24 protein-coding genes are annotated in these 25,911 nt (G+C 73.6%); 16 read left to right on the top strand and 8 right to left on the bottom strand.

Going from position 1 to position 25,911, the window contains the following annotated elements; all coding sequences use genetic code 11:
* Positions 1 to 2: 2 nt before the first annotated feature.
* The 3 genes from ACI79T_RS10155 to ACI79T_RS10145 all read right to left on the bottom strand — a co-directional run bounded on the left by ACI79T_RS10155 (position 3) and on the right by ACI79T_RS10145 (position 1,893).
* Positions 3 to 569: an HAAS signaling domain-containing protein gene (locus tag ACI79T_RS10155; protein WP_456609940.1), complete on the bottom strand. Its 567-nt coding sequence runs from the start codon at positions 567 to 569 to the stop codon at positions 3 to 5.
* 10 nt (positions 570 to 579) lie between these two features.
* Positions 580 to 924, bottom strand: coding sequence for a PadR family transcriptional regulator (locus ACI79T_RS10150; protein ID WP_456609939.1), 345 nt, complete (start codon positions 922 to 924; stop codon positions 580 to 582).
* A 72-nt stretch (positions 925 to 996) separates the two neighbouring features.
* Complete coding sequence (locus tag ACI79T_RS10145; protein ID WP_456609938.1) at positions 997 to 1,893, bottom strand: GGDEF domain-containing protein; 897 nt, start codon at positions 1,891 to 1,893, stop codon at positions 997 to 999.
* Positions 1,894 to 2,047: 154 nt separating this feature from the next.
* Between ACI79T_RS10145 and ACI79T_RS10140 the strand changes: the two genes are divergently transcribed.
* The 3 genes from ACI79T_RS10140 to ACI79T_RS10130 all read left to right on the top strand — a co-directional run bounded on the left by ACI79T_RS10140 (position 2,048) and on the right by ACI79T_RS10130 (position 4,256).
* A complete protein-coding gene (locus ACI79T_RS10140; protein WP_456609937.1) occupies positions 2,048 to 2,983 on the top strand; it encodes a hydroxymethylglutaryl-CoA lyase in 936 nt (311 codons plus the stop codon).
* The gene (locus tag ACI79T_RS10135; protein WP_456609936.1) at positions 2,983 to 3,498 is read left to right on the top strand and encodes a flavin reductase family protein; all 516 of its coding nucleotides are present in this window, start codon (positions 2,983 to 2,985) and stop codon (positions 3,496 to 3,498) included. The genes ACI79T_RS10140 and ACI79T_RS10135 overlap by 1 nt, the downstream gene beginning before the upstream one ends.
* Positions 3,499 to 3,572: 74 nt before the next feature.
* Complete coding sequence (locus tag ACI79T_RS10130; RefSeq protein WP_456609935.1) at positions 3,573 to 4,256, top strand: hypothetical protein; 684 nt, start codon at positions 3,573 to 3,575, stop codon at positions 4,254 to 4,256.
* A gap of 19 nt (positions 4,257 to 4,275) precedes the next feature.
* On the opposite strand, the gene ACI79T_RS10125 is transcribed toward ACI79T_RS10130, so the two are convergent.
* Complete coding sequence (locus ACI79T_RS10125; protein ID WP_456609934.1) at positions 4,276 to 4,716, bottom strand: hypothetical protein; 441 nt, start codon at positions 4,714 to 4,716, stop codon at positions 4,276 to 4,278.
* Positions 4,709 to 5,074, bottom strand: coding sequence for a hypothetical protein (locus tag ACI79T_RS10120; protein ID WP_456609933.1), 366 nt, complete (start codon positions 5,072 to 5,074; stop codon positions 4,709 to 4,711). The genes ACI79T_RS10125 and ACI79T_RS10120 overlap by 8 nt, the downstream gene beginning before the upstream one ends.
* Before the next feature lie 175 nt (positions 5,075 to 5,249).
* Here ACI79T_RS10120 and ACI79T_RS10115 point away from each other — a divergent pair, with 175 nt between their 5' ends.
* The 6 genes from ACI79T_RS10115 (at position 5,250) to ngg (ending at position 12,886) form a co-directional block, all read left to right on the top strand.
* Positions 5,250 to 6,263, top strand: coding sequence for a siderophore ABC transporter substrate-binding protein (locus ACI79T_RS10115; protein WP_456609932.1), 1,014 nt, complete (start codon positions 5,250 to 5,252; stop codon positions 6,261 to 6,263).
* A gap of 37 nt (positions 6,264 to 6,300) precedes the next feature.
* Complete coding sequence (locus ACI79T_RS10110; RefSeq protein WP_456609931.1) at positions 6,301 to 7,320, top strand: ABC transporter permease; 1,020 nt, start codon at positions 6,301 to 6,303, stop codon at positions 7,318 to 7,320.
* Positions 7,310 to 8,338 carry an iron chelate uptake ABC transporter family permease subunit gene (locus ACI79T_RS10105; RefSeq protein ID WP_456609930.1) on the top strand — a complete coding sequence of 343 codons (1,029 nt, stop codon included), beginning with the start codon at positions 7,310 to 7,312 and terminating at the stop codon, positions 8,336 to 8,338. Before ACI79T_RS10110 ends, ACI79T_RS10105 begins: the two co-directional genes overlap by 11 nt.
* Before the next feature lie 58 nt (positions 8,339 to 8,396).
* Positions 8,397 to 9,155 carry an iron ABC transporter ATP-binding protein gene (locus tag ACI79T_RS10100; RefSeq protein WP_456609929.1) on the top strand — a complete coding sequence of 253 codons (759 nt, stop codon included), beginning with the start codon at positions 8,397 to 8,399 and terminating at the stop codon, positions 9,153 to 9,155.
* A 178-nt stretch (positions 9,156 to 9,333) separates the two neighbouring features.
* Complete coding sequence (locus ACI79T_RS10095) at positions 9,334 to 11,118, top strand: N-acetylglutaminylglutamine amidotransferase (RefSeq protein ID WP_456609928.1); 1,785 nt, start codon at positions 9,334 to 9,336, stop codon at positions 11,116 to 11,118.
* Between the two features lie 13 nt (positions 11,119 to 11,131).
* The gene (gene ngg, locus ACI79T_RS10090) at positions 11,132 to 12,886 is read left to right on the top strand and encodes an N-acetylglutaminylglutamine synthetase (RefSeq protein WP_456609927.1); all 1,755 of its coding nucleotides are present in this window, start codon (positions 11,132 to 11,134) and stop codon (positions 12,884 to 12,886) included.
* A 45-nt stretch (positions 12,887 to 12,931) separates the two neighbouring features.
* Here ngg and ACI79T_RS10085 read toward each other — a convergent pair whose 3' ends face one another.
* From ACI79T_RS10085 to ACI79T_RS10075, 3 genes are all read right to left on the bottom strand, one after another.
* Positions 12,932 to 13,312 (bottom strand): hypothetical protein, encoded by a 381-nt coding sequence (locus ACI79T_RS10085; protein ID WP_456609926.1) that lies wholly within the window; start codon positions 13,310 to 13,312, stop codon positions 12,932 to 12,934.
* A gap of 882 nt (positions 13,313 to 14,194) precedes the next feature.
* Positions 14,195 to 15,772, bottom strand: coding sequence for a murein biosynthesis integral membrane protein MurJ (gene murJ, locus ACI79T_RS10080; RefSeq protein ID WP_456609925.1), 1,578 nt, complete (start codon positions 15,770 to 15,772; stop codon positions 14,195 to 14,197).
* A 176-nt stretch (positions 15,773 to 15,948) separates the two neighbouring features.
* Positions 15,949 to 17,046, bottom strand: coding sequence for a CaiB/BaiF CoA transferase family protein (locus ACI79T_RS10075; RefSeq protein WP_456609924.1), 1,098 nt, complete (start codon positions 17,044 to 17,046; stop codon positions 15,949 to 15,951).
* A gap of 89 nt (positions 17,047 to 17,135) precedes the next feature.
* Here ACI79T_RS10075 and crcB point away from each other — a divergent pair, with 89 nt between their 5' ends.
* From crcB to ACI79T_RS10040, 7 genes are all read left to right on the top strand, one after another.
* Positions 17,136 to 17,555 (top strand): fluoride efflux transporter CrcB, encoded by a 420-nt coding sequence (crcB, locus tag ACI79T_RS10070; RefSeq protein WP_456609923.1) that lies wholly within the window; start codon positions 17,136 to 17,138, stop codon positions 17,553 to 17,555.
* Entirely contained in the window at positions 17,552 to 17,908 is a 357-nt protein-coding gene (locus ACI79T_RS10065; protein WP_456609922.1) for a fluoride efflux transporter FluC, read from the top strand. Before crcB ends, ACI79T_RS10065 begins: the two co-directional genes overlap by 4 nt.
* A gap of 108 nt (positions 17,909 to 18,016) precedes the next feature.
* On the top strand, positions 18,017 to 19,432 hold the full coding sequence (locus tag ACI79T_RS10060; protein ID WP_456609921.1) for an alpha,alpha-trehalose-phosphate synthase (UDP-forming): 1,416 nt from the start codon (positions 18,017 to 18,019) through the stop codon (positions 19,430 to 19,432).
* Positions 19,429 to 20,166 (top strand): trehalose-phosphatase, encoded by a 738-nt coding sequence (gene otsB / locus ACI79T_RS10055; protein WP_456609920.1) that lies wholly within the window; start codon positions 19,429 to 19,431, stop codon positions 20,164 to 20,166. Before ACI79T_RS10060 ends, otsB begins: the two co-directional genes overlap by 4 nt.
* A 250-nt stretch (positions 20,167 to 20,416) precedes the next feature.
* Positions 20,417 to 22,075, top strand: a complete 1,659-nt coding sequence (locus ACI79T_RS10050) for a methyl-accepting chemotaxis protein (protein ID WP_456609919.1) — start codon at positions 20,417 to 20,419, stop codon at positions 22,073 to 22,075.
* A gap of 231 nt (positions 22,076 to 22,306) precedes the next feature.
* Positions 22,307 to 23,938 carry a methyl-accepting chemotaxis protein gene (locus tag ACI79T_RS10045; RefSeq protein ID WP_456609918.1) on the top strand — a complete coding sequence of 544 codons (1,632 nt, stop codon included), beginning with the start codon at positions 22,307 to 22,309 and terminating at the stop codon, positions 23,936 to 23,938.
* A 304-nt stretch (positions 23,939 to 24,242) separates the two neighbouring features.
* Positions 24,243 to 25,856, top strand: coding sequence for a methyl-accepting chemotaxis protein (locus ACI79T_RS10040; RefSeq protein ID WP_456609917.1), 1,614 nt, complete (start codon positions 24,243 to 24,245; stop codon positions 25,854 to 25,856).
* Positions 25,857 to 25,911: the final 55 nt, after the last annotated feature.

Below are 25,911 nucleotides of genomic sequence, written 5' to 3'. Positions count from 1 at the left end.
GCTCAGCGGGCGAGGAGCCCGCCGACCACCGCCATGGCGAGGAACAGGATCGGCACGGCCGCCAGGAGTGCGACCTGCCCCCGGCCGAACGGCGCCATGTCCGCGCCGGTCCGGGGATCACGCACCGGATCGCCGTCGGGTTCGTGCCGGGCGACGACGACGAGCCTGGCGGTGCAGCCGCCCAGCACGAGCGCGCCGACGACGCACACCACCCAGGCGGGCAGCGAGAACAGCGACGTCCGGCCCTCGGCGAGCGACCACAGCCCGTCGAAGAGGGCGAAGGCGGCCACCCCCGTGACGACCATCTGCACCACGTCCCGCAAGGAGAAGTTCCGCCGGACCTGAGCCCAAGGGCTCGTCGGGACGATGCCGAGCGCGGCGGCCACCTCGTCGGCGTACTCCTTCGGGCTGCCGAACGCCTCCCGAGGGTGCTCCCCGGTCTCGGCGACGTGGCTCTGCACCTCGGCGAGGACCTCCCCGATCCGGGCACCCGGCACGTCGCGCAGCCGCAGCCGGAGCAGCAGGTCGTCGCGCCAGGCCTGCTCGGTGCTGTTCAGGACCTTCCCCATGGTGGGCTCCTCAGGCGGGGACGGAGGGGGACGAGAGGAGGCCGGCGGCCCGCTCGGTGAAGACCTGCCAGAGCTCGGTCCGCTCGCGGAGGAACTGCGCGCCGCCGTCGGTGAGTGCGAAGAACTTGCGCCCGGGGCCGCCGTCGCCCGCCTCCCAGGAGCTGGACACCAGCCCCTCGGCCTCGAGGCGGGTCAGGATCGGGTAGAGCGTGCCGCCCTTCACCGAGCCGAGACCCGCGTCGGCCAGCCGCGCCGCGATGGCGTAGCCGTACGTCGGCCCGTCGGCGACCACGCGCAGGACGCAGAGCGAGAGGACGCCCCGCATCCACTCGCCGGGCCAGCGGTCTTCCGTCACGGGCTAGACAGTACGACTGACTACTCAGCTGCACAAGCTAGTGAGGCAGGTGATCGGTCGGCGTGGGCGGGATCAGCGACGGGCCGACCGGCGACGCGCCTTGTCGGCGTACATGTCGTCGTCGGCCGCGCGCACGACCCGCTCGTACACGTGCTCGGGCTCCTCGCCGCCGAGGGCCGTGCCGATGCCGATGCTGATGCCCACGGGCACCCGGGCGCCCTGGAGATCCAGCGGCTCGGTGACCGTCGTGCGCAGCCGGTCGGCCAGCGCCTCGGCGTCCGTCCGCTCGGTGTTCTCGCACACGATGCTGAACTCGTCGCCACCCAGCCGGGCGGCGGTGTCGCTGGCCCGCAACACCGAGCCCAGCCGCTCGGCGAAGGTCACGAGCACCTGGTCACCCATCGGGTGGCCCAGCTCGTCGTTGATCGCCTTGAACCCGTCCAGGTCGATGATCAGCACGCAGGTGGGCGTGTTCTCCCGGTGCCCGCGGTCGAGGGCGTGCCGCAGCCGGTCGTGGAACAGCAGCCGGTTGGGCAGCCCGGTGAGCGGGTCGTGCAGCGAGCGGTGCACCAGCTGCGCCTCGAGCGCCTTGCGCTCGGTGATGTCCTCGATGATGAGGACCAGGTGCGCGGCCTGGCCGTCGGTCTCGGCCACCCACGAGGCGGTGATCTGCACCGGCACGTCGGACCCGTCCGGCCGGCTCAGGCGGGTCTCGTGCCGCATCGGCCGGTCGGGCCGGGCGGTCAGGGTGGCGTGCGCCTCCTGGGCGGCGGCGGCCGCGTCGGGGTGCACCAGATCGATCACCGAGCGGCCGTGCAGCTCCTCCGCGGTGTGGCCCACCATCTCCGCCAGGGCAGGGTTGACGTCCACCAGGAAACCGTCAGGGGTCGTCAACGCGATCCCCATCGGCGCATTGGCGAAGGCGCTCCGCCGATCCGCCGGGGGCAGCGAGCCGGCCACCTCGATCACTCCACACCTCCCGTGCTGCACTCATCTTGCGGGACGGGCCTGACGATCTGCTCCCCGGACCGGCCGCGGCGATCCCGGAACGCCTGATCGAGGGAACGCCGGGCGGTGGGGGCAGGATGCAGACGTACCCGCTGCCCGCGCCGAGGAGACCCTGATGTCCGAGTTCGACCTGGTGCTGCCCGCCTCCGTCGACGTCCGCGAGGTGGGCATGCGCGACGGGCTCCAGCTGGAGGCCCCCGTGCCCCTCGAGGCGAAGCTGGAGATGCTGGAGGCGCTCGTGGCCACCGGCGTCCGCCGGATCGAGGCGACGTCGTTCGTGTCGCCGAAGGCGGTGCCCGCGCTCGCCGACGCGGACCAGGTGGCCGCCGAGCTCAGCAGGTGGCCGGAGGTGCACTGGTCGGCCCTGGTCGCGAACCCGCGGGGCGCCGTCCGCGCGGTGGACGCCGGCGTCGCCGAGCTGGAGTACGTCGTCTCCGCCACCGACGGGCACAGCCGGGCAAACGCCGGGCGGAGCACGGCCGAGGCGCTGGCCGCGGTCGGCGAGATCGCCGGCCTCGCCCACGGCGCCGGCGGCTCGCTCGAGGTGATCATCGCGACCGCCTGGGACTGCCCGTTCGACGGCCGCACGCCGGTGACCCGAACGGTCGACGTGGCCCGCGCCGCCGTCACCGCCGGCGCCGACCAGCTCTGCCTCGGCGACACCATCGGGACGACGACGCCCCTGCGCGTCGTCACGCTCGTCGACGCCGTCCGGCGGGCCTGCCCGGGCATCGCCGTGGGCGTGCACTTCCACGACACCCGGGGTACCGGCCAGGCCAACGCGCTCGCCGCGGTGCAGGCGGGGGTCACCCAGCTGGACGCCTCGGTCGGCGGGCTGGGCGGCTGCCCGTTCGCCCCGGGCGCCAGCGGCAACATCGCGACGGAGGAGCTGGTCTACATGCTCGAGGAGTCCGGGGTCCGGACCGGCCTGGACCTCGACGCCCTGCTGGCCGCCGCCCGCGTCACCGAGCAGGTCGTCGGCCACGAGCTGCCCAGCTCGCTCCACCGGGCCGGTGGCCGGTCGGTCCCACGTCCCGACGGGTCCCGCTGATGCCGGCCGACGCGGTCTCCGAGCCGCCGCGGATCGTCGATCCCCGGGTGATGCGCGACGTGCTCGGGCACTTCGCGTCCGGGGTCACCGTGGTCACCGCGGACACCCCGGACGGGCCGATCGGCTTCACCTGCCAGTCCTTCAGCTCGCTCTCCCTGGACCCGCCGCTGGTCGCCCTCGCCCCGGCCCGCACCTCCCGCACCTGGGCGCGGCTCCGGGAGATCGGCCGGTTCTGCGTCAACGTGCTGGCCGAGGGGCAGGACGCCGTCTCGCAGAACTTCGCCCGCTCAGGCGCGGACAAGTTCGCCGGGGTGCCGTGGCGGGCCAGCGCCCACGGCTCACCCGTGCTCGACGACGTCGTGGCCTGGATCGACGGCGAGCTGTGGGCGGAGTACGACGGCGGCGACCACACGATCGTCGTGGCCCGGGTGCTCGACCTGGGTGCCGCACCCGATCGCCGGCCCCTGCTGTTCCACCGCGGCGCCTACGGTCTGCTGCGCAGCGGCGAGGACTGACCGGGGTTCCCACAGCCGGTTCCGGGGCACCGACTGCGGCGGGTGCGTGCACCCCCTACGCGAGGAGGGATCCCATGGGACTGCTGGACCGGCTCTTCGGTCGCCGACGGCGCGACGGCTACGGCTCGGGCTACGGGCAGGGCTACGGGCAGGGCTACGGCTCGGGCTACGGGCAGGCACCCCGCTCGGCCGACGAGCAGGCGCTGGAGCGCTACCGCTACCTGCTGCGCACCGCACCACCGGACCAGGTCGAGCAGGCGCACACGGAGGCGTTCGAGCAGCTGACGCCCGAGCAGCGGCGGCAGGTGCTGGCACAGCTGGCCGAGGCGGTACCCGCCGGTGAGCGGCCGGCCGGTGACGACCCGCGGACCCTCGCCCGTGCGGCCACCCGCGCCGAGCTCCGGCAGCCGGGCTTCATGGAGCGCACGTTCGGGAGCCGCGCCGGCTACGGCGGTGGCTATGGCGGTGGCTACGGACGCGGTGGCTACGGCGGCCCGGGTATCGGGGGGATGGTCGGCGGCAGCCTGCTGGGCACCATCGGCGGGCTGGTGGTCGGCACCGCGGTCGCCGATGCGCTGTTCGACACCGGCCTGGGCGACGGGGGCCTGTTCGGCGGCGGCGACGAGGAGGCCTACGCCGCGGGCTACGAGGACGGCGCTGGCGGCTGGGGCGATCCCGGCGCGGACTACGGCGGCGGGGACTTCGGGGGCGGGGACTTCGGCGGTGGCTTCGGCGACTTCGGGGGCGGGGACTTCTGAGGCCGCCCCGGGGGACCGGTCAGCCGGCTGCGGGGTCCCGCCTGCGGCGCCGGAGCAGGAGCAGCCCGAGGACCGGCAGGACGAGCGGCACGTAGCCGTAGCCCCGGCCGTAGCCGGACCACACGGTCTCGTCGGGGAAGGCCGCCGGATCAGCCAGCGACAGCGTGCCGACGACGAGGACGCCGACCAGCTCGACCACGATGGCGGCCAGCGCGATCCGCCGGCCGCTGCTCCCGCCGCGGGCCAGCCCGACGGTGGCGACCACGTAGACCACGGCCGCGAGCGCCGACAGCAGGTAGGCCACCGGCGCCTCGTCGAAGCGCGTGGCCAGCTGCACGCCGGCCCGTGCCCCGGCCGCCAGGGCGAAGATGCCGTAGACCAGCACCAGCACCCGCGCCGGTCCGGCCGTGCCGTCCGCGGGCGCCGGCTCCGCCGGCCGCCCGAGGCCCCGCTCACGCACCGGTGGCCTCCCACAGCTGGAGCAGCCGCCACACCATGACGCCGACGGCGGCGGCCGCGACCGCGAGCACCGTGCCGGCCCAGCGGGTGCGCTCGGTCCGGGCCCACAGCACGCCGGCGACCGGGATGAGCAGCACGCCGGAGAGGTAGCCCAGGAACGTGGGGGTGTCGGCGGGGGTGTCGCCCCCGGCCATGGCGACGCCGGCCAGCACGGCCTGGACGACCAGCACCGTCTCGAGCAGGGCCGCCCCGGCCAGGTGCAGGACGCCGATCCGCCGGCCGGCGGCCGTGGAGGCGAGCCCGAGCGCGACCACGAGCGCCGCGGCGACGGTGGCGGCGACGACGAGGACGACCGTCACCGCACCCCTCCGCGGGAGAAGACAGGTGCCGGCACGGGGCTCATCCTCCCGCCGGGCCGTCCGCACCCCGGATCGGGGGCACCCGGGGGACCCCCCGGTGGTGACGTATCCGAACCGGTGTGGCAGGTTAGGCCCGCCTTAGTAAGGCATGCCTACCCGTATCGATCGGAGTCCCATGCGCACCGCCGTCCGGCCCCTCGCGGCCCTCGCTCTCCCCCTCTCCGCGGTCCTGGCCCTCTCGGCGTGCGGCGGTTCCGACGCCGGAACCGAGACCGCCGCCGCAGACACCGAGACCGTCTCCTTCACCTGGGACCGGAACGTCGCCGCCGAGGACGCGGACCCCGAGTTCGAGGAGACCTCGGTCGAGGTCCCGAAGAACCCCGAGAACATCGTGGTCTTCGACATGGCGAGCCTCGACACCATCGGCGCGCTCGGCGGCGAGGTCTCGGGCGCGCCGCTCGACTCGGTGCCCGACTACCTCCAGGACAACCTCGCCGAGGACGCCTACAACGTGGGCACCCTGTTCGAGGCCGACCTGGTCGAGATCGAGGCGCAGCAGCCCGACCTCATCGTCATCGGCGGTCGCTCGTCGGCGCTGTACGAGGACCTCAGCGAGATCGCGCCGACCGTCGACCTCAGCCTCCGCGGCTCGTACACCGAGACCCTCGAGCGCAACACCACCTTCCTCGGCGAGGTGCTGGGCGCCGAGGAGGAGGCCGAGGAGGCGATCGCCGAGGTCGAGGCGGGCATCGAGGAGGCCCGCGCCGCCACCGCCGATGCGGGCACCGGCCTGGGCCTGATGGTCTCCGGCGGGGAGCTGAGCGCGATGGCCCCGTCGGCCGAGGGCGACACCGGGCGCGGCGCGCGCGGCGGGCTGATCTACGACGCCTTCGGCGTCGAGCCCGTGGTGGAGGACATCCAGGCCGCCACGCACGGGGAGCCGGTGTCCTTCGAGTTCCTCCTCGAGACGAACCCCGACTACCTGTGGGTCGTCGACCGGGACGCCGCGACGAACGCCGAGGGCGCGCAGGCTGCCGCGGCGGTCCTCGACAACGAGATCGTCGCCCAGACCACCGCCGCCCAGGAGGACCAGATCGTCTACCTGGACCCGGCCGCCTGGTACGTCGTGTTCGGCGGGATCGAGACCACCAAGATCATGATCGACGACGTCCTGCAGATCGCCGGATGACGAGCGCGTTCCCGGTGGAGCGGGCGTCCCGACGTCCGTGACCACGCTCGACCGGACCCCGACGAGCACCTCTGCCCCGGTGCGGCCCCGCCGCACCTGGGTGGGGGTGCTCGTCGGCGTCCTCCTGGTCGTCCTCGCGTTCGCGAGCCTGTTCGTCGGCGTCTCCGACGTCTCACCCGCCTCGGTCCTCACGGGCGGCGCGGACGGCAACGCGGCCTTCCTGCTCGTGGCCAGCCGGATCCCGCGCACGGTCGCCGTGCTCCTCGCCGGCGCATCGCTGGGCATCGCCGGCCTGATCATGCAGATGCTGGTGCGCAACAAGTTCGTGGAGCCCGGCACCACCGGCGTCAGCGAGTTCGCGACGCTCGGCATGCTCGTCACGATGATCTTCCTCCCGGGCCTGGCGGTCGTCGGGAAGATGGCCGTGGCCGCGGTCTTCGGCCTCTTCGGCACCTGGGTGTTCCTGCGGGTGGTCCGGGTCGTACCCGTGCGCCAGCTCGTGCTGGTGCCGCTGGTCGGCATCATGCTCGGCGGCGTGGTCGGCGCCGTCACGACCTTCTTCGCCTACCGCCTCGACCTGCTGCAGTCCCTCGGGCAGTGGTCGCAGGGCAGCTTCGCCACGATCATGCAGGGCCGGTACGAGTTCCTCTGGATCGCGGGGCTCATGGTCGTCGTCGCCTGGGTGGCCGCCGACCGGTTCAGCGTCGTCGGCCTGGGTGAGGAGTTCGCGACCAACCTGGGGCTGAACTACCGGCGGGTCGTCGCCGTCGGCATGGTGATCATCGCGGTGATCACGGCGGCGGTGCTCGTCACGGCCGGCATGATCCCGTTCCTGGGGCTCGTCGTACCGAACGTCGTCAGCCTCATCATCGGCGACAACGTGCGCCGGTCGATCCCGTGGGTCGCCGGGATCGGAGCCGTGTTCGTCCTCGCCTGCGACCTGGTCGCCCGGGTCGTGCGGTTCCCCTACGAGATCCCGCTGGGGGTCATCGTCGGCATCGTCGGTGCGGCGCTGTTCCTCTGGCTGCTGCTGCGGAGGAGGAGCCGTGCTCACTGACCCGGTGCCCACGGAGTCCGGCGCCCTGCCCGAGGCCGGGCTGCACCGCACGCGGCTCGGGGCCTCGTGGGCGAAGCCGCTGGTGCGCCTGGGCGTGCTCGGCGCGGCCGTCCTGGTCCTGACCGCCGTCTACCTGTTCACCGCCGTCCCCGGTTCGCTGTCCTTCGCGCTCGAGATCCGCAGCCGCACGGTGCTCGCGATGCTGGTGGTCGCGACGGCGGTCGGGGTGTCGACGGTCGTGTTCCACACGATCACGCAGAACCGCATCCTCACCCCGTCGATCATGGGCTTCGACGCGTTCTACGTGCTGATCTCCACCGTCATCGTGTTCTTCGCCGGGTCGGCCGGGTTCCTCGGCTTCGACCAGCTCGTCCTGTGGCTCGTCCAGGTCGTGGTGATGGTGGCCTTCAGCGTGCTGCTGTTCACCTGGTTGTTCGGCGGCAAGCGGCGGTCGATCCACCTCATGCTGCTGGTCGGCATCGTGCTCGGCACGTTCTTCCGCGCCTTCACCGAGTGGATGCAGCGGATGCTCGACCCGCTGGACTTCCAGGTGCTCTCCGATGCGATGTTCGCGTCCCTCACCCGGCCCGACGAGATGCTGCTGCTGCTCACCACCGGCCTCGTCGTCCTCGGGTGCGCGGTGGTCGTGCCGCTCCTGCGCACCCTCGACGTCCTGACGCTGGGCGAGCCGGCCGCCGTGGGCCTGGGCGTGGACCACCGGCGGGTGGTGATGGTGCTCTTCCTGGGCGTCTCGGTGATGATCGCCGCGTCGACGGCGCTGGTCGGCCCCATCCTGTTCTTCGGTCTCATCGTCGCGAACCTGGCCTACAGCTACGCGGGGTCCTTCCGCCACGTGTGGACGCTGCCCACCGCGGTGCTGATCGGCGTCATCTGCCTGCTCGGCGGTCAGCTGGTCCTCGAGCGGCTGTTCGGCTTCGGCGGCACCCTGTCCACGGTCATCGACTTCGCCGGCGGCCTCTTCTTCCTCTATCTCGTGCTGCGGAAGGGGGCGCGGTGATCGCGCTCAACGGTGGCGCCCCGCCTCCGATCCACCTCGTGCTGCGGAAGGGGGCGCGGTGATCGCGCTCGAGAACGTCACCAAGCGCTACGACGGGCAGACGGTGGTCGACGACGTCACGCTCGCGCTCGGCGGGGAAGGGGTGACGGCGCTCATCGGCCCCAACGGGGCCGGCAAGTCCACGCTGTTCGGCCTCGTCGGCCGCCTGCTGCAGCCGGACGCCGGCAGCATCACGGTGGACGGGATGGACGTCGCGACGACGCCGTCGCACGAGCTCGCCAAGAACCTCGCCGTGCTGCGCCAGGACAACCACGTCGCGGCGCGCCTCACCGTGCACGACCTCGTGGAGTTCGGCCGCTTCCCGCACTCCCGCGGGCGGCTGACCGTGCACGACCGCGAGCACATCGAGAGCGCGATCGACTACCTCGACCTCCAGCTCTACCGGGACCGCTTCCTCGACGAGCTCTCCGGAGGGCAGCGCCAGCGGGCGTTCATCGCGATGGTGCTCGCGCAGGACACCAAGTACGTGCTGCTCGACGAGCCGCTCAACAACCTGGACCTGCGGCACATGACCGAGATCATGCGGCTGGTCCGCAGGATGGCCGACGACCTCGGCAAGCGGGTGGTCACCGTGCTGCACGACATCAACTTCGCCGCGACCTACGCCGACCGCATCGTCGCGATGCGCGACGGGATCGTCGTGGCGGACGCCTCCGCCCGGGAGATCATGCGCCCCGAGGTGCTCGCCGCCGTCTACGACACCACCGTCGACGTGCGTGAGATCGACGGCAAGCCGGTCGCCCTCTACTACGGCTGAGCGGCTCGGCGGCCGGCCGTTCACGCCTGCCTGCGGCCCGTCCACGGCCGCGGCCTGCGGGAACGCGTGGCACGTTCCACGTGGAACGGTGCCCCGGGGCGTGAGCTGTGCCACGCCTCCCCCGATCGGAGGGACCCCGCGTCGCGGGCGTGGCCCGACAAGGGTTAGATCATCTCGTATGTGCGGCCTCTGCGGCGAGATCACGTTCGACGGGACCACGGCCGACACGACCGCGGTCGCCCGCATGGTCGAGGCCCTGGTCCCCCGTGGCCCGGACGGGCAGGGATCCTGGAGCAACGGGCGGGTCGCCTTCGGGCACCGCCGGCTCTCGGTCATCGACCTCTCCACCTGCGGCTCCCAGCCGATGGTGGACAACGAGCTGGGCCTGACGGCGGTCTTCAACGGCTGCATCTACGACTACCAGGAGCTGCGGGCCGAGCTGGAGGGGCACGGCTACCGCTTCTTCTCGCACAGCGACACCGAGGTGATCCTCAAGGGCTACCACCACTGGGGCACCGACGTCGTCTCCCGCCTGCACGGCATGTTCGCCTTCGTCATCGCCGAGCGGGACACCGGCCGCGTGGTCATGGCCCGCGACCGGCTGGGCATCAAGCCGCTCTACCTCTCCGAGACCCCGGGCAAGCGGCTGCGCTTCGCGTCCACGCTGCCGGCGCTGCTGCGCGGCGGTGACGTCGACACGTCCGTGGACTCCGTCGCCCTGCACCACTACCTGACCTGGCACGCCGTCGTCCCGGCCCCGCGGACGATCCTCAACGGCGTCCGCAAGCTCCCGCCGGCCACCGTCCGGGTCATCGAGGCCGACGGCACGAGCACCGAGCACCGGTACTGGGAGGCGCGCTACGAGCGGCGGCCCGAGCACGCCGGCTGGTCGGCCCGCGACTGGGAGGACGCGATCGAGGAGGCGCTGCGGGTCGCCGTCCGCCGTCGCCTGGTCGCCGACATCCCGGTCGGGGTGCTGCTCTCCGGCGGCCTCGACTCGAGCCTGATCGTCGGCCTGCTCGCCCAGGAGGGGCAGACCGGGCTGGCCACCTACTCGATCGGCTTCGAGTCCGTCGGCGGCCGCGAGGGCGACGAGTTCGCCTACTCCGACGTCATCGCCGAGCGCTTCGCCACCGACCACCACCGCATCCGCGTCGGCTCCGACGAGCTGGCCGGCGCGCTGGGTCACGCCATCGGCGCGATGGCCGAGCCCATGGTCAGCCACGACGTCGTCGCCTTCGACCTGCTCAGCGAGCGGGTCAGCCAGTCGATCAGGGTGGTGCAGTCGGGCCAGGGCGCCGACGAGGTGTTCGCCGGCTACCACTGGTACCCACCGCTGGCCGGCGTCGGGCGCGAGGAGGCGGTGCGGACCTACGCGCAGGCGTTCTTCGACCGGGACCACGCCCAGATGCGGCACGTCGTCTCCGGCCGCTACGCCCTGGACGAGGACCCGAGCCTGGCCTTCGTCCGCGCCCACATGTCCGCCCCCGGTGCGCAGACGGCGGTCGACGCCGCGCTGCGCCTGGACAGCGAGGTCATGCTGGTCGACGACCCGGTGAAGCGGGTGGACAACATGTCCATGGCCTGGGGCCTGGAGGCCCGCGTGCCGTTCCTCGACCACGACCTGGTGGAGCTGGCGGCGATGTGCCCGCCCGAGCTGAAGCTGGCCGACGGCGGCAAGGGCATCCTGAAGGCCATCGGCCGCCGGATCATCCCGCCGGAGGTCATCGACCGGCCCAAGGGCTACTTCCCGGTGCCGGCGATCACCCACCTGCAGGGCAAGGTGCTCGACCTGGTCAAGGACGCGCTCTCCAGCGACGCCGCCCGGGACCGGGGCCTGTTCCGCCCCGAGTACGTCCGTGAGCTCCTCGCCGACCCCAACGGCGAGCTCACCCCGTTGCGCGGGAACAAGCTCTGGCAGCTGGGCCTGCTCGAGCTCTGGCTCCAGACGCACGCGGTCTGAGGGGACAGCGACGATGGCACGGCTGGCCGGGCACCGCCGCCGCACGGCGGTGCCCTCGACCCCCGAGCTGACCAGTCGGTCCTGGCACGAGCCCACGGCCCACGAGATCGAGGGCATGGCCGAGGACGTCGTCCTCGACCTCGGCTGGGGACAGCTGGCCTTCGGCCAGACCTTCCGGGACCTGCGCGGCATCGTCGACGTGCTGCGGGCCGAGGAGACGGGGCGGCGGGACATCTGCGTCTACCCGCGCGACCCGCAGGTGCTGGTCGGGATGGCGCCCGACGAGCTGTTCATCGATCCGTCGCTGACCTACCGGCTCGACCTGCACCGCTACCGCCCCCGGCCGGAGGTGATCCGCGGCGTCTTCGTGCGCACGGTGACCTCCGAGGCGGAGATGGTCGAGATCAACGAGCTCTACGCGCGCAACGGCATGGTCCCCGCCGAGCCGGCGACGATGTGGGCCAACCACCGGACCCGCACGTTCACCTACCTCGTGGCCGAGGACACCCGCACCAAGAAGATCGTCGGCACGGTGACCGGCGTCGACCACGTGCTGGCCTTCGGCGACCCGGAGGGCGGCACCAGCCTGTGGTGCCTGGTGGCCGACAAGCAGGACGCCCCGCCCGGAACCGGTGAGGCGCTGGTCCGGGTGCTGGCCGAGCGGTACGTCGCGCGCGGCCGGGCCTACCTCGACCTCTCGGTGATGCACGACAACACCGCGGCGATCACGCTCTACCGCAAGCTGGGCTTCACCCGGGTCGCCGCCGTGTGCGTGAAGCGGAAGAACCCGATCAACACGCCGCTGTTCGCCGCCCGGCCGCCGGGCCTGGAGCGGCTCAACCCCTACGCGCTGATCATCGCCGAGGAGGCGCTCCGGCGCGGGATCCGGGTCGAGATCACCGACGCCGAGTGGGGCGAGATGCGGCTGACGCTGGGCGGCCGCTCCGTGCTGACCCGGGAGTCGCTCTCGGAGTTCACCACCGCCGTGGCGCTGAGCCGCTGCGACGACAAGCGGGTGACCCGGCGGATCATGCGGCGGGCCGGGGTCCGGGTGGCGCAGGGCGCGCTGGCCTGCGAGGGAGACCTCGACGAGGCCAGGACGCTCCTCCGCGGCGTCGGCGACGTCGTGGTCAAGCCCGCGCGGGGCGAGCAGGGCCGGGGCATCACGGTCGGCGTGACCGACGAGGCCGCCCTGGAGCGGGCCGTCGCCGTCGCGCTGCAGTTCTGCCCCGACGTGCTGGTCGAGGAACGGGTCGACGGCGAGGACCTGCGGGTCGTCGTCATCGACCGGCAGGTGGTCGCCGCCGCGGTGCGCCGTCCGGCCGAGGTGGTGGGCGACGGCCGGCACGCCGTCACCGACCTGGTGCGCTCCACCAGCCGACGGCGGGAGCGGGCCACCGGCGGCGAGTCGCGGATCCCGCTGGACGACACGACCGCCGAGGTGGTCGCCGAGTCCGGCTACGCCATGGACGACGTCCCGCCGCACGGCGAGCGGATCCAGGTCCGGCGGACGGCGAACCTGCACACCGGCGGGACCATCCAGGACGTCACCGACCAGCTGCACCCGACCATCGCGGAGGCGGCGGTCCGGGCGGCGGAGTCCCTCGGCATCCCGGTGACCGGCATCGACTTCCTGGTCCCCGACGTCAGCGGCCCCGACTACGTGTTCATCGAGGCGAACGAGCGGCCCGGGCTGGCCAACCACGAGCCGCAGCCCACCGCGGGGCGCTTCGTCGACCTGCTCTTCCCGGAGACCCGCCGGCGCTGAGGGCCCGGCCGGCCACCGGGCGCCCCGGCGGCGGGCCGGCGCGGCTCACCGGCGTCGCAGGAGCGCACTCCCCCGGCGCACGAGCGGCCGCTCCCGCAGGAGCGTGAGCGCGGGGCCGGGGTCGCGCACGTCCCAGACGCTGCCCGTCGAGCCCGGGAGCCAGCGCAGCACTCCCCCGAGGTCGCGGACCAGACCGCCGCGCCGCTCGACCGCGGCGCGGCGCAGGTCGCCGGCCGCCCAGGCGAACCGGACCCCGGTCGCGCCGTCGGAAAGGCTGGTCGCCGGCTCGCCGAGGACGCGGCGGCCCCAGGCGTCGGGCAGGTTGGGGCCGGCCGCGACCGCGAGCGCCATGGAGCCGAAGAACCGGCCGTTGAGGTCGATGAGGTGCCGCGTGCCCGCGCGGTCCCGGAGGAACTGCAGCTGCACCAGGCCGGACCAGCCGAGGCCGGCGAGCAGCGCGGTCGCCGATCGGCCAGCTCCTCGTCGACGGGCACGGTGACCGCGCGGCAGGTGACCCCGCTCGGCGTCGGCCAGAGGGCGGTGGAGACCTGCTGCACCCGGCCGGTCAGCCGCCCGTCGAACAGCCCGACGAGGGATTCGAGCACGCCGTCGACCGGCTCCTGGAGCACCGGCTCGAAACCCGAGTCCGACAGCAGGCGGACCCGGTCGCGGGCCTCGGCCACGTCCGCGTAGCGGCGGGCCTCGATGCGCAGCTCGTGCCGCTGGCCGGGGTGCCAGTGCGTCCGGCACTTGACGACGACCGGTCCGGTCCACGCGTCGAGGGCAGCCGGCGTCGCGACCTCCGTGCGGGGCGAGGGCAGGCCCGCGGCCGCGGCGCGGTCGGCCAGCCCGACCTTGTCCAGGCCCCCGAGGACGACGTCGGCGTGCGGGTGCGCCACCGCGGTCGGGATGCGGTCGGCGTAGGTGGCCAGCGCGGCGGCCCAGTCGTCCCCTCCCCCGAAGACGATGTCGTAGCCCTCGTCGTCGGCGGCTCGGGCGACCGCCGTGACGAAGTCGGCGGCATCGCCGCGCGGGCGGGGGACGACGTGCCGGCGCACGCAGCCCCGGGCCGAGGTGACCATGCCCGTCCCGGTGGGGGTGCCGACCCCGACCGACCAGCCGGCCCGGTGCAGCGCCCGCACGGCGGTGAGCGAGCCACGGTCACGTGACGCGGTCACCACGAGCGCCTTCTTGGTCCTGGTCATCGGTCGCACACTATTGATCAGCGGGCGCACACCCCAGTTGCATGAGAGCAACCTCATCCGCTTTTCACCTTCGCGGGTGCGCCGTCCCGGGCGTCCCGGTGGCTCAGGACCGGCGTCGGCCGGCCAGCCCGGTCACCAGCGAGGACACGTCCGACGGCTCCGGTCCGCGCAGGCACACGAGGACCAGGAGGTAGACCGCGGCCACGGCGGTGCCGCCGGCCGCCAGCTGCAGGAGGGCCGTGGCGGCCGACCCGTCCGCGGGCAGCTGGGCGACGAGCGCCGCACCGGCCAGGCCGCCCAGCAGGGCGGCGGCCGCGGTCCGGCCGGTCGTCGCAGCGAGCCCGCCCAGGCCGACGGCGGCGTGCCGGCGGGCGAGGAGGACGACCGCCAGCACGGCCCCCAGCACCAGGGACAGGCTCGTCGACCCGGCGAGGCCGGGGATGCCGAACGCCACGCCGAGCGTGAGGTCCCCTGCCACGTTCACTACCATCACGAGGACGGCGACGAGCGTGGGGGCCCGGCCGTCGCCCACGGCGAGGAACGCGCGGGAGACCAGCGACCGGACGGCGACACCGAGCACGGCTGCGGCGTAGAAGGCGACGGCGGTGGCGGTGGCCGTCACCGCGGCCGCGTCGAACTCCCCGCGGCCGAAGAGCAGCTGGACCACGGGGCGCGCCAGCACGACGAGCACGGCCACGACGGGCATCAGCAGCGTCACCATCACCCGCACCGCGCGGTCGACGAGCCGGCGCAGCTCGGCCCGTCGCTCCGGGGTGCCGGCCTCGCTGAACGCCGGGTAGAGCGCGGCCACCACGGTCACGACCAGCAGCGAGTCCACCAGGTTGACCACCCGGAAGCCCAGGCTGAGCGAGGTGATGACCCCCTCTCCCTGGCTCGAGCCGACCGCCCGGTCCACGAGGGTGTTGACGTTGAGCACCGCGCTGCCCACGAGGAGCGGGGGCGTCAGCCGGAGCACCTCGCGCACATCCGGGTCCCGCAGGGACAGCCGCGGCCGGAGCCGGATGCGGGCGCGCCGGACGGCGGGGAGCTGCACGAGCAGGCGGGCGGCCGAGCCGACGACGAAGCCGACGGCCAGCGATTCGGCGCCGAAGCGCGGGCCGGCCCAGGCCGCGGCGGCGATCATCACCAGGTTGAAGGGCACGCCCTGCAGGCCGGAGGCGAAGAAGCGGCCGTGCGCCTGGCAGGCGGCCGCCAGGATGTCGGTGCCCGCGACGAACAGCGCGGCCACCAGGATGATGCGGGTGAGCTGCACGGCGAGGTCTGCCGTCGAGTCGTCGAAGCCGGGGGCGAGCACCCCGACGACCTCTTCCGCCGCCACGAAGACCGCCACCGACCCGACGGTGAGCACCAGGGCGGTGAGGGTGAGCACGGTCTGCACCGTCCGGTTGGCGCGCTCCTGCTCCCCGGCGGCGGCTGCCCGGGCGACCGAGGGCACCACGGCGCGGGCCAGCGCGGTGGCGACCAGGGCGAGCACGAGGTTCATGACGCCCTGCGCCACGAGGTAGGCGTCGAGGACGGCGCCCGCCCCGAACACCGCCGCGATCACCGCGTCCCGGACGAAGCCGAGCACCTGGCTGACCGCCGTGAGCGAGACGAGCAGGGTGGCCGCCCGGGCGATGCGCCCCGGGGAACCGGCCCGGGGTGGTGGCGCGTCGCTCACCGACGCCCGACCGTCGCCCGGTCCCCGGCGCACCACGCCGCCAACCTACCGGCCGTCGCGGGCTCGAGGACGTTCCCGGCAGGGTGCCCCCTGGTGATCAGGTGACCTGATCGTCAGGGGTCCTGGCTCACGGTGGACGGTGAGCCAGGACCCCTGACGGTGAGCCAGGACGGCGGTCAGAGGCCCAGCTCGGCGCGGATCTCGTCGGTGTGCTCCCCCGCCGCCGGCACCCGCCCGACGGCCCCGGGGGTCGCCGAGAACCGCGGGGCGACGGCGGGCTGCCGGACGCCGTCGACCTCGACGAAGACCCCGCGCTCGGTGTTGTGCCGGTCCTCGGTCGCCTCGAGCAGCGACCAGACCGGTGCGACGCAGGCGTCGGTGCCCTCGAACACCGCCCACCACTGCGCGCGGGTGCGGGAGGCGAAGACCTCGGTGAACCGCTCGCGCAGCGCCGGCCACTGGCGGGGGTCGGACCGGTCGGGCAGGGCCTCGTCACCGGCCAGCTCCAGCCCGGCGAGCAGCGCGGCGTAGAACTGCTCCTCCAGGGCGCCGACGGCGAGGAACTGCCCGTCGGCGCAGCGGTAGACGTCGTAGAACGGCGCACCCGTGTCGAGCAGGTTGCGGCCCCGCCGGTCGGTCCAGACGCCGGCGCCGAGCATGCCGTGGATCATCGTGGTCAGGACGGCGGTCCCGTCGACGATCGCGGCGTCCACCACCTGGCCCCGGCCGGTGGTGCGGGCGTGCAGCAGGGCGGCGAGCGCGCCGAGGGCGAGGAACACTCCCCCGCCGCCGAAGTCGCCCAGCAGGTTCAGCGGCGGCGCCGGCCGCTCGTCGGGCCGCCCGCTGGCGCCCAACGCCCCGGTGAGGGCGATGTAGCCGATGTCGTGGCCGGCGCTGTGCGCGAGCGGGCCGGTCTGCCCCCAGCCGGTCATCCGGCCGTAGACCAGCGCCGGGTTGTCACCCAGCAGTTCGTCCGGGCCCAGCCCCAGCCGCTCCATGACGCCGGGCCGGAACCCCTCCAGCAGGACGTCCGACCGCCGCGCGAGGGCGCGGACCACCTCGACGTCGGCCGGGTCCTTGAGGTCCAGCGCGATCGAGCGCTTGCCGCGGTCGAGCAGCGAGGTGGCGCCGAGGGAACCGAGCAGGCCGCCGCGGGCGCCCGTCCGGTCGATGCGGACCACGTCGGCGCCCAGGTCGGCCAGCAGCATCCCGCAGAACGGGCCGGGCCCCAGCCCGGCGAACTCGACGACCCGTACTCCCTCCAGCGGTCCCACGGCGTCCTCCCCTGTCCCGGGTCGCCGACGTGCGACCCTCCCGGAGGGCATGCTGCCCGACGCCGGGACGACGAGGAGAGCCAGGTCACATGGCCTATCTGCTGGCGGCGCTGGGCGGGGCGCTCGGCTCCCTGGCGCGCTGGGCGCTGGCCGAGGTCCTGCCGCCTTCCCCCGGCGGCTGGCCCTGGGCGACCCTGCTCGTGAACCTGACCGGCTGCCTCCTCCTCGGTGCGCTGCTGGCCGCGCTCACCACCCGCTCCCCCGAGCCGGCGTGGGCGCGGCCGCTCCTCGGCGTGGGCGCGCTGGGCGGATACACGACGTACTCGACGTTCGCCGTCGAGGTGGTCGGTCTGGTGGACCGCGGCGCGCCCGTGCTGGCCGCGGGATACGTGCTGGCGTCCACCGTCGGGGGCGTCGCGGCGGTCGTGCTGGGCGCACGGGTGGTCCGGCCCGCCCGAGACGCCGGGGGACCGACGGGTGCCCGCCCGACCGGGCGGCCGGCCCGGTGACCCCCCTCCTGGTGGCGCTGGGCGCCGCGGTGGGGGCGCCCCTCCGGCTGCTGGCCACCCGGCTCGCGGGCCGGGCCGGGCGTGACCCCGCAGCGGGCACCCTCGCGGTCAACGTCGCCGGCAGCGCGGTCCTGGGACTGCTCCTCGGGCTGGCCGACGTCCCGGCGGGCGTGTTGGCCCTGCTGGGCGCCGGTTTCTGCGGCGCCCTCACCACCTTCTCGACGTTCGGCGTCGATGTCGTCCGGCTGCGGGACGAGCGAGGGGCCGGCCGGGCACTGGGCTACCTCGTCGCCACGCTGGTGCTCGGCCTGGGGGCGGCCGCGGGGGCCTACCTGGTCGCGCGGGGGGGCTGACCGCCCCGGGTCGGCCGCGGGGCCGGCTCCGGTCCTCCTCCCCCGTCCTGCTGATCCGCGCGTACCCGTGGAGCGGGGACGGCGTCCTCTGGATAGGGTCGTGGCGGTATGGCCGAGAACACGGAGAACCAGGTCGGGGCGGACAGCCCTGTGGTCGTGGTCGCCAACCGGCTGCCGGTCGACCAGGTCACCGATCCCGACGGCAGCACCCGCTGGCAGCGCAGCCCCGGCGGTCTGGTCACCGCGCTGGAGCCGTTCGTGGCCGGGCGCGGCGGCGCGTGGGTCGGCTGGTCCGGCTCGGCCGGCGAGGCGCCGGAGCCCTTCGAGTCCGGTGGGATGTCGCTGATCCCCGTCCCGCTCACCGAGGACGAGGTCGACCGCTACTACGAGGGCATGTCGAACGCCTCGCTGTGGCCGCTGTACCACGACGTGGTCGAGAAGCCGGAGTACCACCGGGCCTGGTGGGACACCTACGTGCAGGTCAACAAGCGGTTCGCCGAACGGGCCGCCGCGGTCGCCGCCGAGGGCGCCATCGTCTGGGTGCACGACTACCAGCTGCAGCTGGTGCCGGCGATGCTGCGGCAGAGCCGGCCGGACCTGACCATCGGCTTCTTCCTGCACATCCCCTTCCCGCCGTACGAGCTGTTCACCCAGTTGCCCTGGCGGTCGGCGATCGTCGAGGGTCTCCTCGGCGCGGACCTGGTCGGCTTCCAGCGCCCGTCCGCGGCCACGAACTTCGTCCAGCTGGCCCGGCGGCTGCACGAGCTCAGCTGCCGCCGGAACCAGATCGAGTACGACGGACGGGTGGTCACCGCCCGCGCCTTCCCGATCTCCATCGACGTCAGCGCCTTCGACGAGCTCGCCCGCTCGCCCGAGGTGATCCGGCGTGCGCAGGAGATCCGTTCCGAGCTCGGCAACCCGAGCAAGATCGTCCTCGGCGTCGACCGGCTCGACTACACCAAGGGCATCGGTGTCCGGCTCAGCGCCTTCGAGGAGCTGCTGGAGGACGGCGCCCTCGAGGCGCCCGACACCGTGCTGGTGCAGGTTGCCACGCCGAGCCGCGAGCGGGTCGAGCACTACGTGCACATGCGCGAGACGATCGAGCAGCAGGTCGGCCACATCAACGGCGTCTACGGCTCCATCGCCGGCCCGGCCGTGCACTACTTCAACCAGTCGATGCCGCGCGAGGAGCTGGCCGCTCTCTACCGCGCCGCCGACGTCATGCTGGTCACCCCCTACCGGGACGGCATGAACCTGGTGGCCAAGGAGTACGTTGCCGCGCGGGGCGATCTCGGCGGCGCGCTGGTGCTGTCGGAGTTCGCGGGCGCGGCCGCGGAGCTGCGGCAGGCCTTCCTCGTCAACCCGCACGACATCACCGGGGTCAAGAACCAGCTGGTCCGGGCGCTGCGGATCGAGCCGGAGGAGGCGGCCCGGCGGATGCGGGCCATGCGCCGGCACCTGTTCAAGAACGACCTCGAGCACTGGGCCAGTTCCTTCTTCGACGCCCTGAAGGGGCAGGCATGACCTCCCCCGTCCCGGACGCCGCGCTGGCGGCCCTGGCCGGGCGCCGGCCGTTGCTGGTGGCCAGCGACTACGACGGCGTCCTCGCCCGGTTGCGCGACGACCCTGCGGCGGCCGTCCCGGAGCCCGGCGTCGCCGAGGCGCTGGCCCGGCTCGCCGCGGTCGACGGCGTCATCGTGGCCCTGGTCAGCGGCCGCGGGGTGGACGACCTGCGCCGGACCAGCGGGCTGGAGGGCGACTTCCGCTGGATCGGCAGCCACGGGGCCGAGTTCGACGGGCCCCTCACGGGCGACGAGGCCGGCCGGCGCGACGAGCTGGCGCAGCTGCTGGCCCCGCTCGTCGAGGCCACGCCCGGTGCCCGGCTGGAGGTCAAGCCGGCGAGCGTCGCCGTGCACGTCCGCCAGGTCGCCGATCGCGATCGGGCCGCTGCCCTGCTCGCGGAGGCCCGGGACGCCGCCGATCCGTCACTGACGATGAAGCCGGGCAAGGACGTGCTCGAGATCGCCGTCACCGACGCGGACAAGGGTGGGGCGCTGCGGCGGCTGGTCGAGGAGCTCGGCGCGGCTGCGGCGGTCTACCTGGGCGACGACGTCACCGACGAGGACGGGTTCCGGGCCCTGGGGCCCGACGACCTGACGGTCAAGGTGGGCGAGGGCGAGACGGCGGCCCGCTACCGGGTCGCCGGGCCGGAGGCCGCGGTCGACCTCCTCGGCGCGCTGGCCGACCGGCTGGTCTGAGCCGGCGGCGTCGCGTGTCGCGCGGCGCGCCCGGAGGACCGTCGTGGCGGCCGGTGGTCGGCTCATCTCCCGATGTCGACATTCCCGGAATACCTGTTGTCGCGCCGAGCAATGCGGTCCCGGCCGGGTGGGTGACCATTCCAGCCGTGTCGACACGGTGCCTGAAGAAATGCGCTGACCGCAGGTCCGCATAACGATCACCTCTCCCCCCACAGCCGGCACGCATGCGTACGTGGCTGGAGTGACAACAATGACGGCGTCGCCACAACTGGCGGCTCAGTCGATCCCTTGGACGGTCCCCGTGCGCCCACCTGCCCCCTCCCCCGTCTCCCGACGGCGTGCCGGGTGGTTCGCCGACCGCTCCCTCGCGGCCAAGTTCGGCATCCTGGTGGGCGTGGTGGTGCTGGCCTTCGGTGGCCTGACCGCGGCCGTCCTCAACGAGATGTCGTCGGTCCGGGAGGCCAACACGGAGGTGGCGGCGCTCAACCACGCCCAGGAGCTGGTCCTCCAGCTGGACACGCGGGCCAGCGAGCTCAAGGTCGACGGGTTCAAGGCCATCACCCGCCCCGACCCGGCCGAGCAGCTCGCGGAGCTGGCCGACGACATCGCCACCCCGCGGGCGTTGCTGGACGAGCTGGCCACCATCGAGATCGAGGGCGCGGCCGCCGAGGCGGTGGCCGGCCTGGCCGACAGCTACGGCGCCTACACCGACGCCATCACCCTGTTCGTCGACTCCGCCGTCGCCGACCAGGCCGGCGCCCGGCTCCGCTGGGAGGAGATCCAGGCCGCCAACGACCTGACCGACGGCGCGGTGAGTGACGCGAAGGACGCCCTCGCGGCGCAGGGCGCGCAGGCCCAGGTCCGGTTGGACGAGGCGATCAGCACCGCCGTCATCGAGACCGTCGTCGTCGCCGTCGTCGCCATCCTGGCGGTCGTCGGCCTCAGCGTGCTCACCATGCGGTCGGTCACCCGCCCGGTGGAGCGCGTCAAGCGGTCCCTGGAGGCGCTGGCGAAGGGCGACATGACGGTGCCGACGGAGGTCTCCTCGCTGGACGAGGTCGGCCAGATGGCCGCCTCGCTGGACGCCGCCCGGACCAGCTTGCGTGGCGTGCTGTCGTCGGTCGCCGACTCGGCCACGGCGGTGGCGGCGTCGTCGGAGGAGCTGAGCGCCTCCTCGGCGCAGATCGCGGCGTCGGCGGAGGAGACCTCCACGCAGTCCGGGGTGGTGGCCTCCGCCGCCGAGGAGGTGTCACGGAGCGTGGAGACGGTCGCGGCCGGCGCGGAGCAGATGGGCGCGTCCATCCGGGAGATCGCCAGCAACGCCGCGGAGGCCAGCGAGGTCGCGTCCCGCGCCGTGGTCGCCGCCGCCACGACCACCGCCACGGTCGCCAAGCTCGGTGACTCGTCCGCGGAGATCGGCAACGTGGTCAAGGTGATCACGAGCATCGCGGAGCAGACGAACCTGCTGGCGCTGAACGCCACGATCGAGGCCGCCCGCGCCGGCGAGGCGGGCAAGGGCTTCGCGGTGGTGGCCAACGAGGTGAAGGAGCTGGCGCAGGAGACGGCGAAGGCGACCGAGGACATCGCCAAGCGGGTCCTGGCCATCCAGGGCGACACCACCGCCGCGGTCGCCGCGATCGAGGAGATCTCCGCGATCGTCGCGCAGATCTCCGACCGGCAGACCACCATCGCCTCGGCGGTGGAGGAGCAGACCGCGACCACCAGCGAGATGTCCCGCTCGGTGACCGAGGCAGCCGGCGGGACGACCGAGATCGCCGCCAACATCACCGGCGTCTCGTCCGCCGCCGAGTCCACCACCCAGGCGCTGACCCAGACCCGGGTCGCCGTCGACGAGCTGTCGCGCATGGCCGCCGACCTGCGGACCACGGTGGGGAGCTTCGTCTACTGACACCGGCGACGCGCGCGTCGCACCCACGGACGACGAGAGGGGCGCCCGGCCGACCGGCCGGACGCCCCTCTCGCCTCTTCCGCGTCGGCGGGTCGACAAATCGGCCGGCCGGGGAATGGTCGTCCGTCGATTTCGACCGGGATTGCGACACGGATGGCTCAGTGCTGAAACAACGGCTCGGAATGGTGATGATCAGCGGGATCCACCGGCTGAGCAAGGGATGACACGAGCATGTCCGCACCACGGCACGACGTCCGACAGAGGCACTGGTACCGCGACCGGGGGATAGCCACCCGCATCTTCGCCGTCAGCGCCGCCCTCCTGCTGGGCACGATCGCCGCCACCGTCACCGGCATCACCGGCACCCAGCGGGTGGCCGACCTCCATGCCGAGTCCAGGGACGCCGTCGCCGCCCAGCGGGCGGTGGAGGCGGCCCGCTACGACCTGCTGTGGGCGGCGAACTGGCAGAACATCACCGCCTGGAAGGCCCGGGTCGACGGTGGTGCGGTCGCCGCGGCCCCCGACGGCGACAACGTGGCCGCCTACCGCGACGGTGCCGCCGGTTTCGAGGCCCTCTTCGACCTCGACCCCGACCAGCTGGACGCCGAGGCCGAGGCCAGCCTCGAGGTGATCGAGCAGAACTGGGCGCTGATGAGCGACTACAACGACCAGATCTTCCTGCTGTGGCAGCAGGGGCGCCTCGACGAGGGCGACGCGCTCTCCCAGGGCGAGAAGTGGGACGTCTTCTACCTGCTCGACCAGGCGATGGTGGAGCTCGTCGCGTCGGTCGACGCCCGCGTCGCGGAGGCGGAGGCGGCCGTCGCCGACGCCCGCACCGAGACACGGGTCGTCTCGATGGTGGTCTTCGCGATCGCCGTCCTGGCCGGCGGAGGGCTGGCCTGGTTCGTGTCCAGCGGCATCGTCCGCGGCGTCCGGGAGGTCAAGGCGGGGCTCGAGCGGCTGGCGGCCAACGACCTGACCGTCCGGCTCCCGGTGCGCGGGCGGGACGAGATCGGCGAGATGGCGGCGGCGCTCAACACCGCTGCGGCCGTGGTGTCCACCACGGTGACCGAGATCGTGGCCTCGGCCGATGCGGTGGCCGCGTCGTCCGAGGAGCTGAGCGCCTCCTCGGCGCAGATCGCCGGTTCGGCGGAGGAGACGTCGGCGCAGTCCGGGGTGGTGGCCGGTGCGGCCGAGGAGGTCTCCCGCAGCGTCGCGACGGTGGCCGCCGGCGCGGAGCAGATGGGTGCGTCGATCCGCGAGATCGCGCAGAACGCCGCGGAGGCCAGCGAGGTCGCGTCCCGCGCCGTGGTCGCCGCCGCCACGACCACCGCCACGGTCGCCAAGCTCGGTGACTCGTCCGCCGAGATCGGCAACGTGGTGAAGGTGATCACCTCGATCGCGGAGCAGACGAACCTGCTGGCGCTGAACGCCACGATCGAGGCCGCCCGGGCCGGTGAGGCGGGCAAGGGCTTCGCGGTGGTGGCCAACGAGGTCAAGGAGCTGGCGCAGGAGACGGCGAAGGCGACCGAGGACATCGCCAAGCGGGTCCTGGCGATCCAGGGCGACACGACGGCGGCGGTGACCGCGATCGAGGAGATCTCCGCGATCGTCGCGCAGATCTCCGACCGGCAGACCACCATCGCCTCGGCGGTGGAGGAGCAGACGGCGACCACCAGCGAGATGTCGCGCTCGGTGCAGGAGGCCGCCGACGGCACCGGTCAGATCGCGGCGAACATCTCCGGGGTCTCCTCGGCCGCCGGCTCGACGACGCAGGCCCTCGGCCAGACCCGCACCGCTGTCGACGAGCTGTCCCGGATGGCCGCCGACCTGCGCACCACGGTGGGTCGCTTCACCTACTGACCGCACCCGACCGTCCACCCGCGAACGCCGGTGGTGACCGTTCCCCGGTCACCACCGGCGTTCGCGCATTCCGTCCGGGGTGGTCGCCGGAATGGCGGCATGTCGACACGGGAAAAGTGGTCACCGAGCTTTCTCGCTACGGGGGCCTCGACACGCCGCCATTTCGGACGATCGCGGCCCGTGGGTGTCCTAAATTTCTTCCCATCACGCACGACATGCGTGATCGGGGCCAGGGCGAGACAGCGTCATCGGGGATGCAGCCGAGCCTCATCCACCCGTACGAATCCATTCCTGGAGAAACGCGATGACCGTTCCCGCACACAGCACCCGCTCCGGGCGGGCGCGCTGGTTCATCGACCGCCCGATCGGCGTCAAGATCGGCGCCGCCCTCGCGGTGCTGGCCATCGTCGCGATCGGTCTCACCGGGCTGGCCGTCCAGCGGATCGGCACGCTCGCCGACGCCGGCGACCACCTCTACGAGGACTCGATCGTCCCGCTGAACAAGCTCGCCGAGGCGCAGCGGACCTTCCAGGGTGACCGCGCCCGCAACAACATGTACGGCTTCGTCGACGACGCCACGCGCGCCGAGCTCCGCCCCGTGCTGGCCGAGCGCCGGGCGCAGTTCCGCGAGGAGATGGACGCCTACGTCGCCACGCTGAACAATCCGGCCGACTTCGCGCCGGTCCTGGACGCCGCCGACGCCTACTACGCCACGGTGGATCGGCAGCTGTACCCCCCGGCCGACGCCGGTGACCGGGACACGGTGCAGACGGTGGTGACCGGCCCGCTGGCCGAGACCGGGCGCGCGCTGTCCGACGCCTTCGGCGCCGAGCAGGAGCGCCAGGCCGCCGACGCGGCGGCCGACGCCGCCACCGGCCAGGACCTCGCCTCGACGGCGCGCTTCACCCTGTGGATCGCCCTCGCCATCGGCATCGGCGCCGCTGCCGTGCTCGCCGTCCTGGTCGTCCGGGGGATCGTCGCCACGGTGCGTTCGGTGCAGAGGTCGGTGGACGCCCTCGCGGCCGGTGACCTGACCATCACGCCCGACGTGCGCTCGAACGACGAGCTGGGTCGCATGGCGGCCTCGCTCGGCACCGCGCAGGAGAGCCTGCGGACGGTGCTGGGGACGGTGGCGGCGTCGGCGGATGCGGTGGCGGCCAGCAGCGAGGAGCTGTCGGCGTCCTCGGCGCAGATCTCGGCGGGTGCGGAGGAGACCAGCGCGCAGTCGGGTGTGGTGTCCGGTGCCGCGGAGGAGGTCAGCCGCAGCGTGCAGACCGTCGCCGCGGGTGCCGAGCAGATGGGCGCCTCGATCCGGGAGATCGCCAGCAACGCCGCCGAGGCCTCGCAGGTGGCGGCGCGTGCGGTGACCGCGGCGGAGACCACGTCGGCGACGGTGGCGAAGCTGGGGGCGTCCTCGGCCGAGATCGGCAACGTCGTCAAGGTCATCACCTCGATCGCCGAGCAGACCAACCTGCTGGCGCTGAACGCCACGATCGAGGCCGCCCGGGCAGGTGAGGCGGGCAAGGGCTTCGCGGTGGTGGCCAACGAGGTCAAGGAGCTGGCGCAGGAGACGGCGAAGGCGACCGAGGACATCGCCCGCCGCGTCCTGGCCATCCAGGGCGACACCGGAGCCGCCGTCGAGGCGATCGCCGAGATCAGCCAGATCGTCGCCCAGATCTCCGACCGGCAGACCACCATCGCCAGCGCGGTGGAGGAGCAGACCGCGACGACCAACGAGATGTCCCGGTCGGTGCAGGAAGCCGCCGGTGGCACGACGCAGATCGCGGAGAACATCTCCGGGGTCTCCTCCGCCGCGGACTCCACCACCCAGGCGCTGACCCAGACCCGCACCGCCGTCGACGAGCTGTCCCGGATGGCCGCCGACCTGCGCACGACGGTGGGTCGCTTCACCTACTGACCGACCCCAGCCCCACCGCGAATGCCGGTGGTGACCATTCCGGTCACCACCGGCA

The sequence above is a fragment of the Blastococcus sp. SYSU DS0619 genome, assembly GCF_054051035.1.
Note: the sequence above shows the minus strand (reverse complement) of the source record. Positions and strands in the feature narration are given on the sequence as shown.

Coding starts and splice junctions, on each gene's coding strand:
- ACI79T_RS10155 (WP_456609940.1), bottom strand. CDS start 569: ATGGGGAAGGTCCTGAACAGCACCGAGCAGGCCTGGCGCGACGACCTG.
- ACI79T_RS10140 (WP_456609937.1), top strand. CDS start 2,048: ATGTCCGAGTTCGACCTGGTGCTGCCCGCCTCCGTCGACGTCCGCGAG.
- ACI79T_RS10135 (WP_456609936.1), top strand. CDS start 2,983: ATGCCGGCCGACGCGGTCTCCGAGCCGCCGCGGATCGTCGATCCCCGG.
- ACI79T_RS10130 (WP_456609935.1), top strand. CDS start 3,573: ATGGGACTGCTGGACCGGCTCTTCGGTCGCCGACGGCGCGACGGCTAC.
- ACI79T_RS10115 (WP_456609932.1), top strand. CDS start 5,250: ATGCGCACCGCCGTCCGGCCCCTCGCGGCCCTCGCTCTCCCCCTCTCC.
- ACI79T_RS10095 (WP_456609928.1), top strand. CDS start 9,334: ATGTGCGGCCTCTGCGGCGAGATCACGTTCGACGGGACCACGGCCGAC.
- ngg (WP_456609927.1), top strand. CDS start 11,132: ATGGCACGGCTGGCCGGGCACCGCCGCCGCACGGCGGTGCCCTCGACC.
- crcB (WP_456609923.1), top strand. CDS start 17,136: ATGGCCTATCTGCTGGCGGCGCTGGGCGGGGCGCTCGGCTCCCTGGCG.
- ACI79T_RS10060 (WP_456609921.1), top strand. CDS start 18,017: ATGGCCGAGAACACGGAGAACCAGGTCGGGGCGGACAGCCCTGTGGTC.
- otsB (WP_456609920.1), top strand. CDS start 19,429: ATGACCTCCCCCGTCCCGGACGCCGCGCTGGCGGCCCTGGCCGGGCGC.
- ACI79T_RS10050 (WP_456609919.1), top strand. CDS start 20,417: ATGACGGCGTCGCCACAACTGGCGGCTCAGTCGATCCCTTGGACGGTC.
- ACI79T_RS10045 (WP_456609918.1), top strand. CDS start 22,307: ATGTCCGCACCACGGCACGACGTCCGACAGAGGCACTGGTACCGCGAC.
- ACI79T_RS10040 (WP_456609917.1), top strand. CDS start 24,243: ATGACCGTTCCCGCACACAGCACCCGCTCCGGGCGGGCGCGCTGGTTC.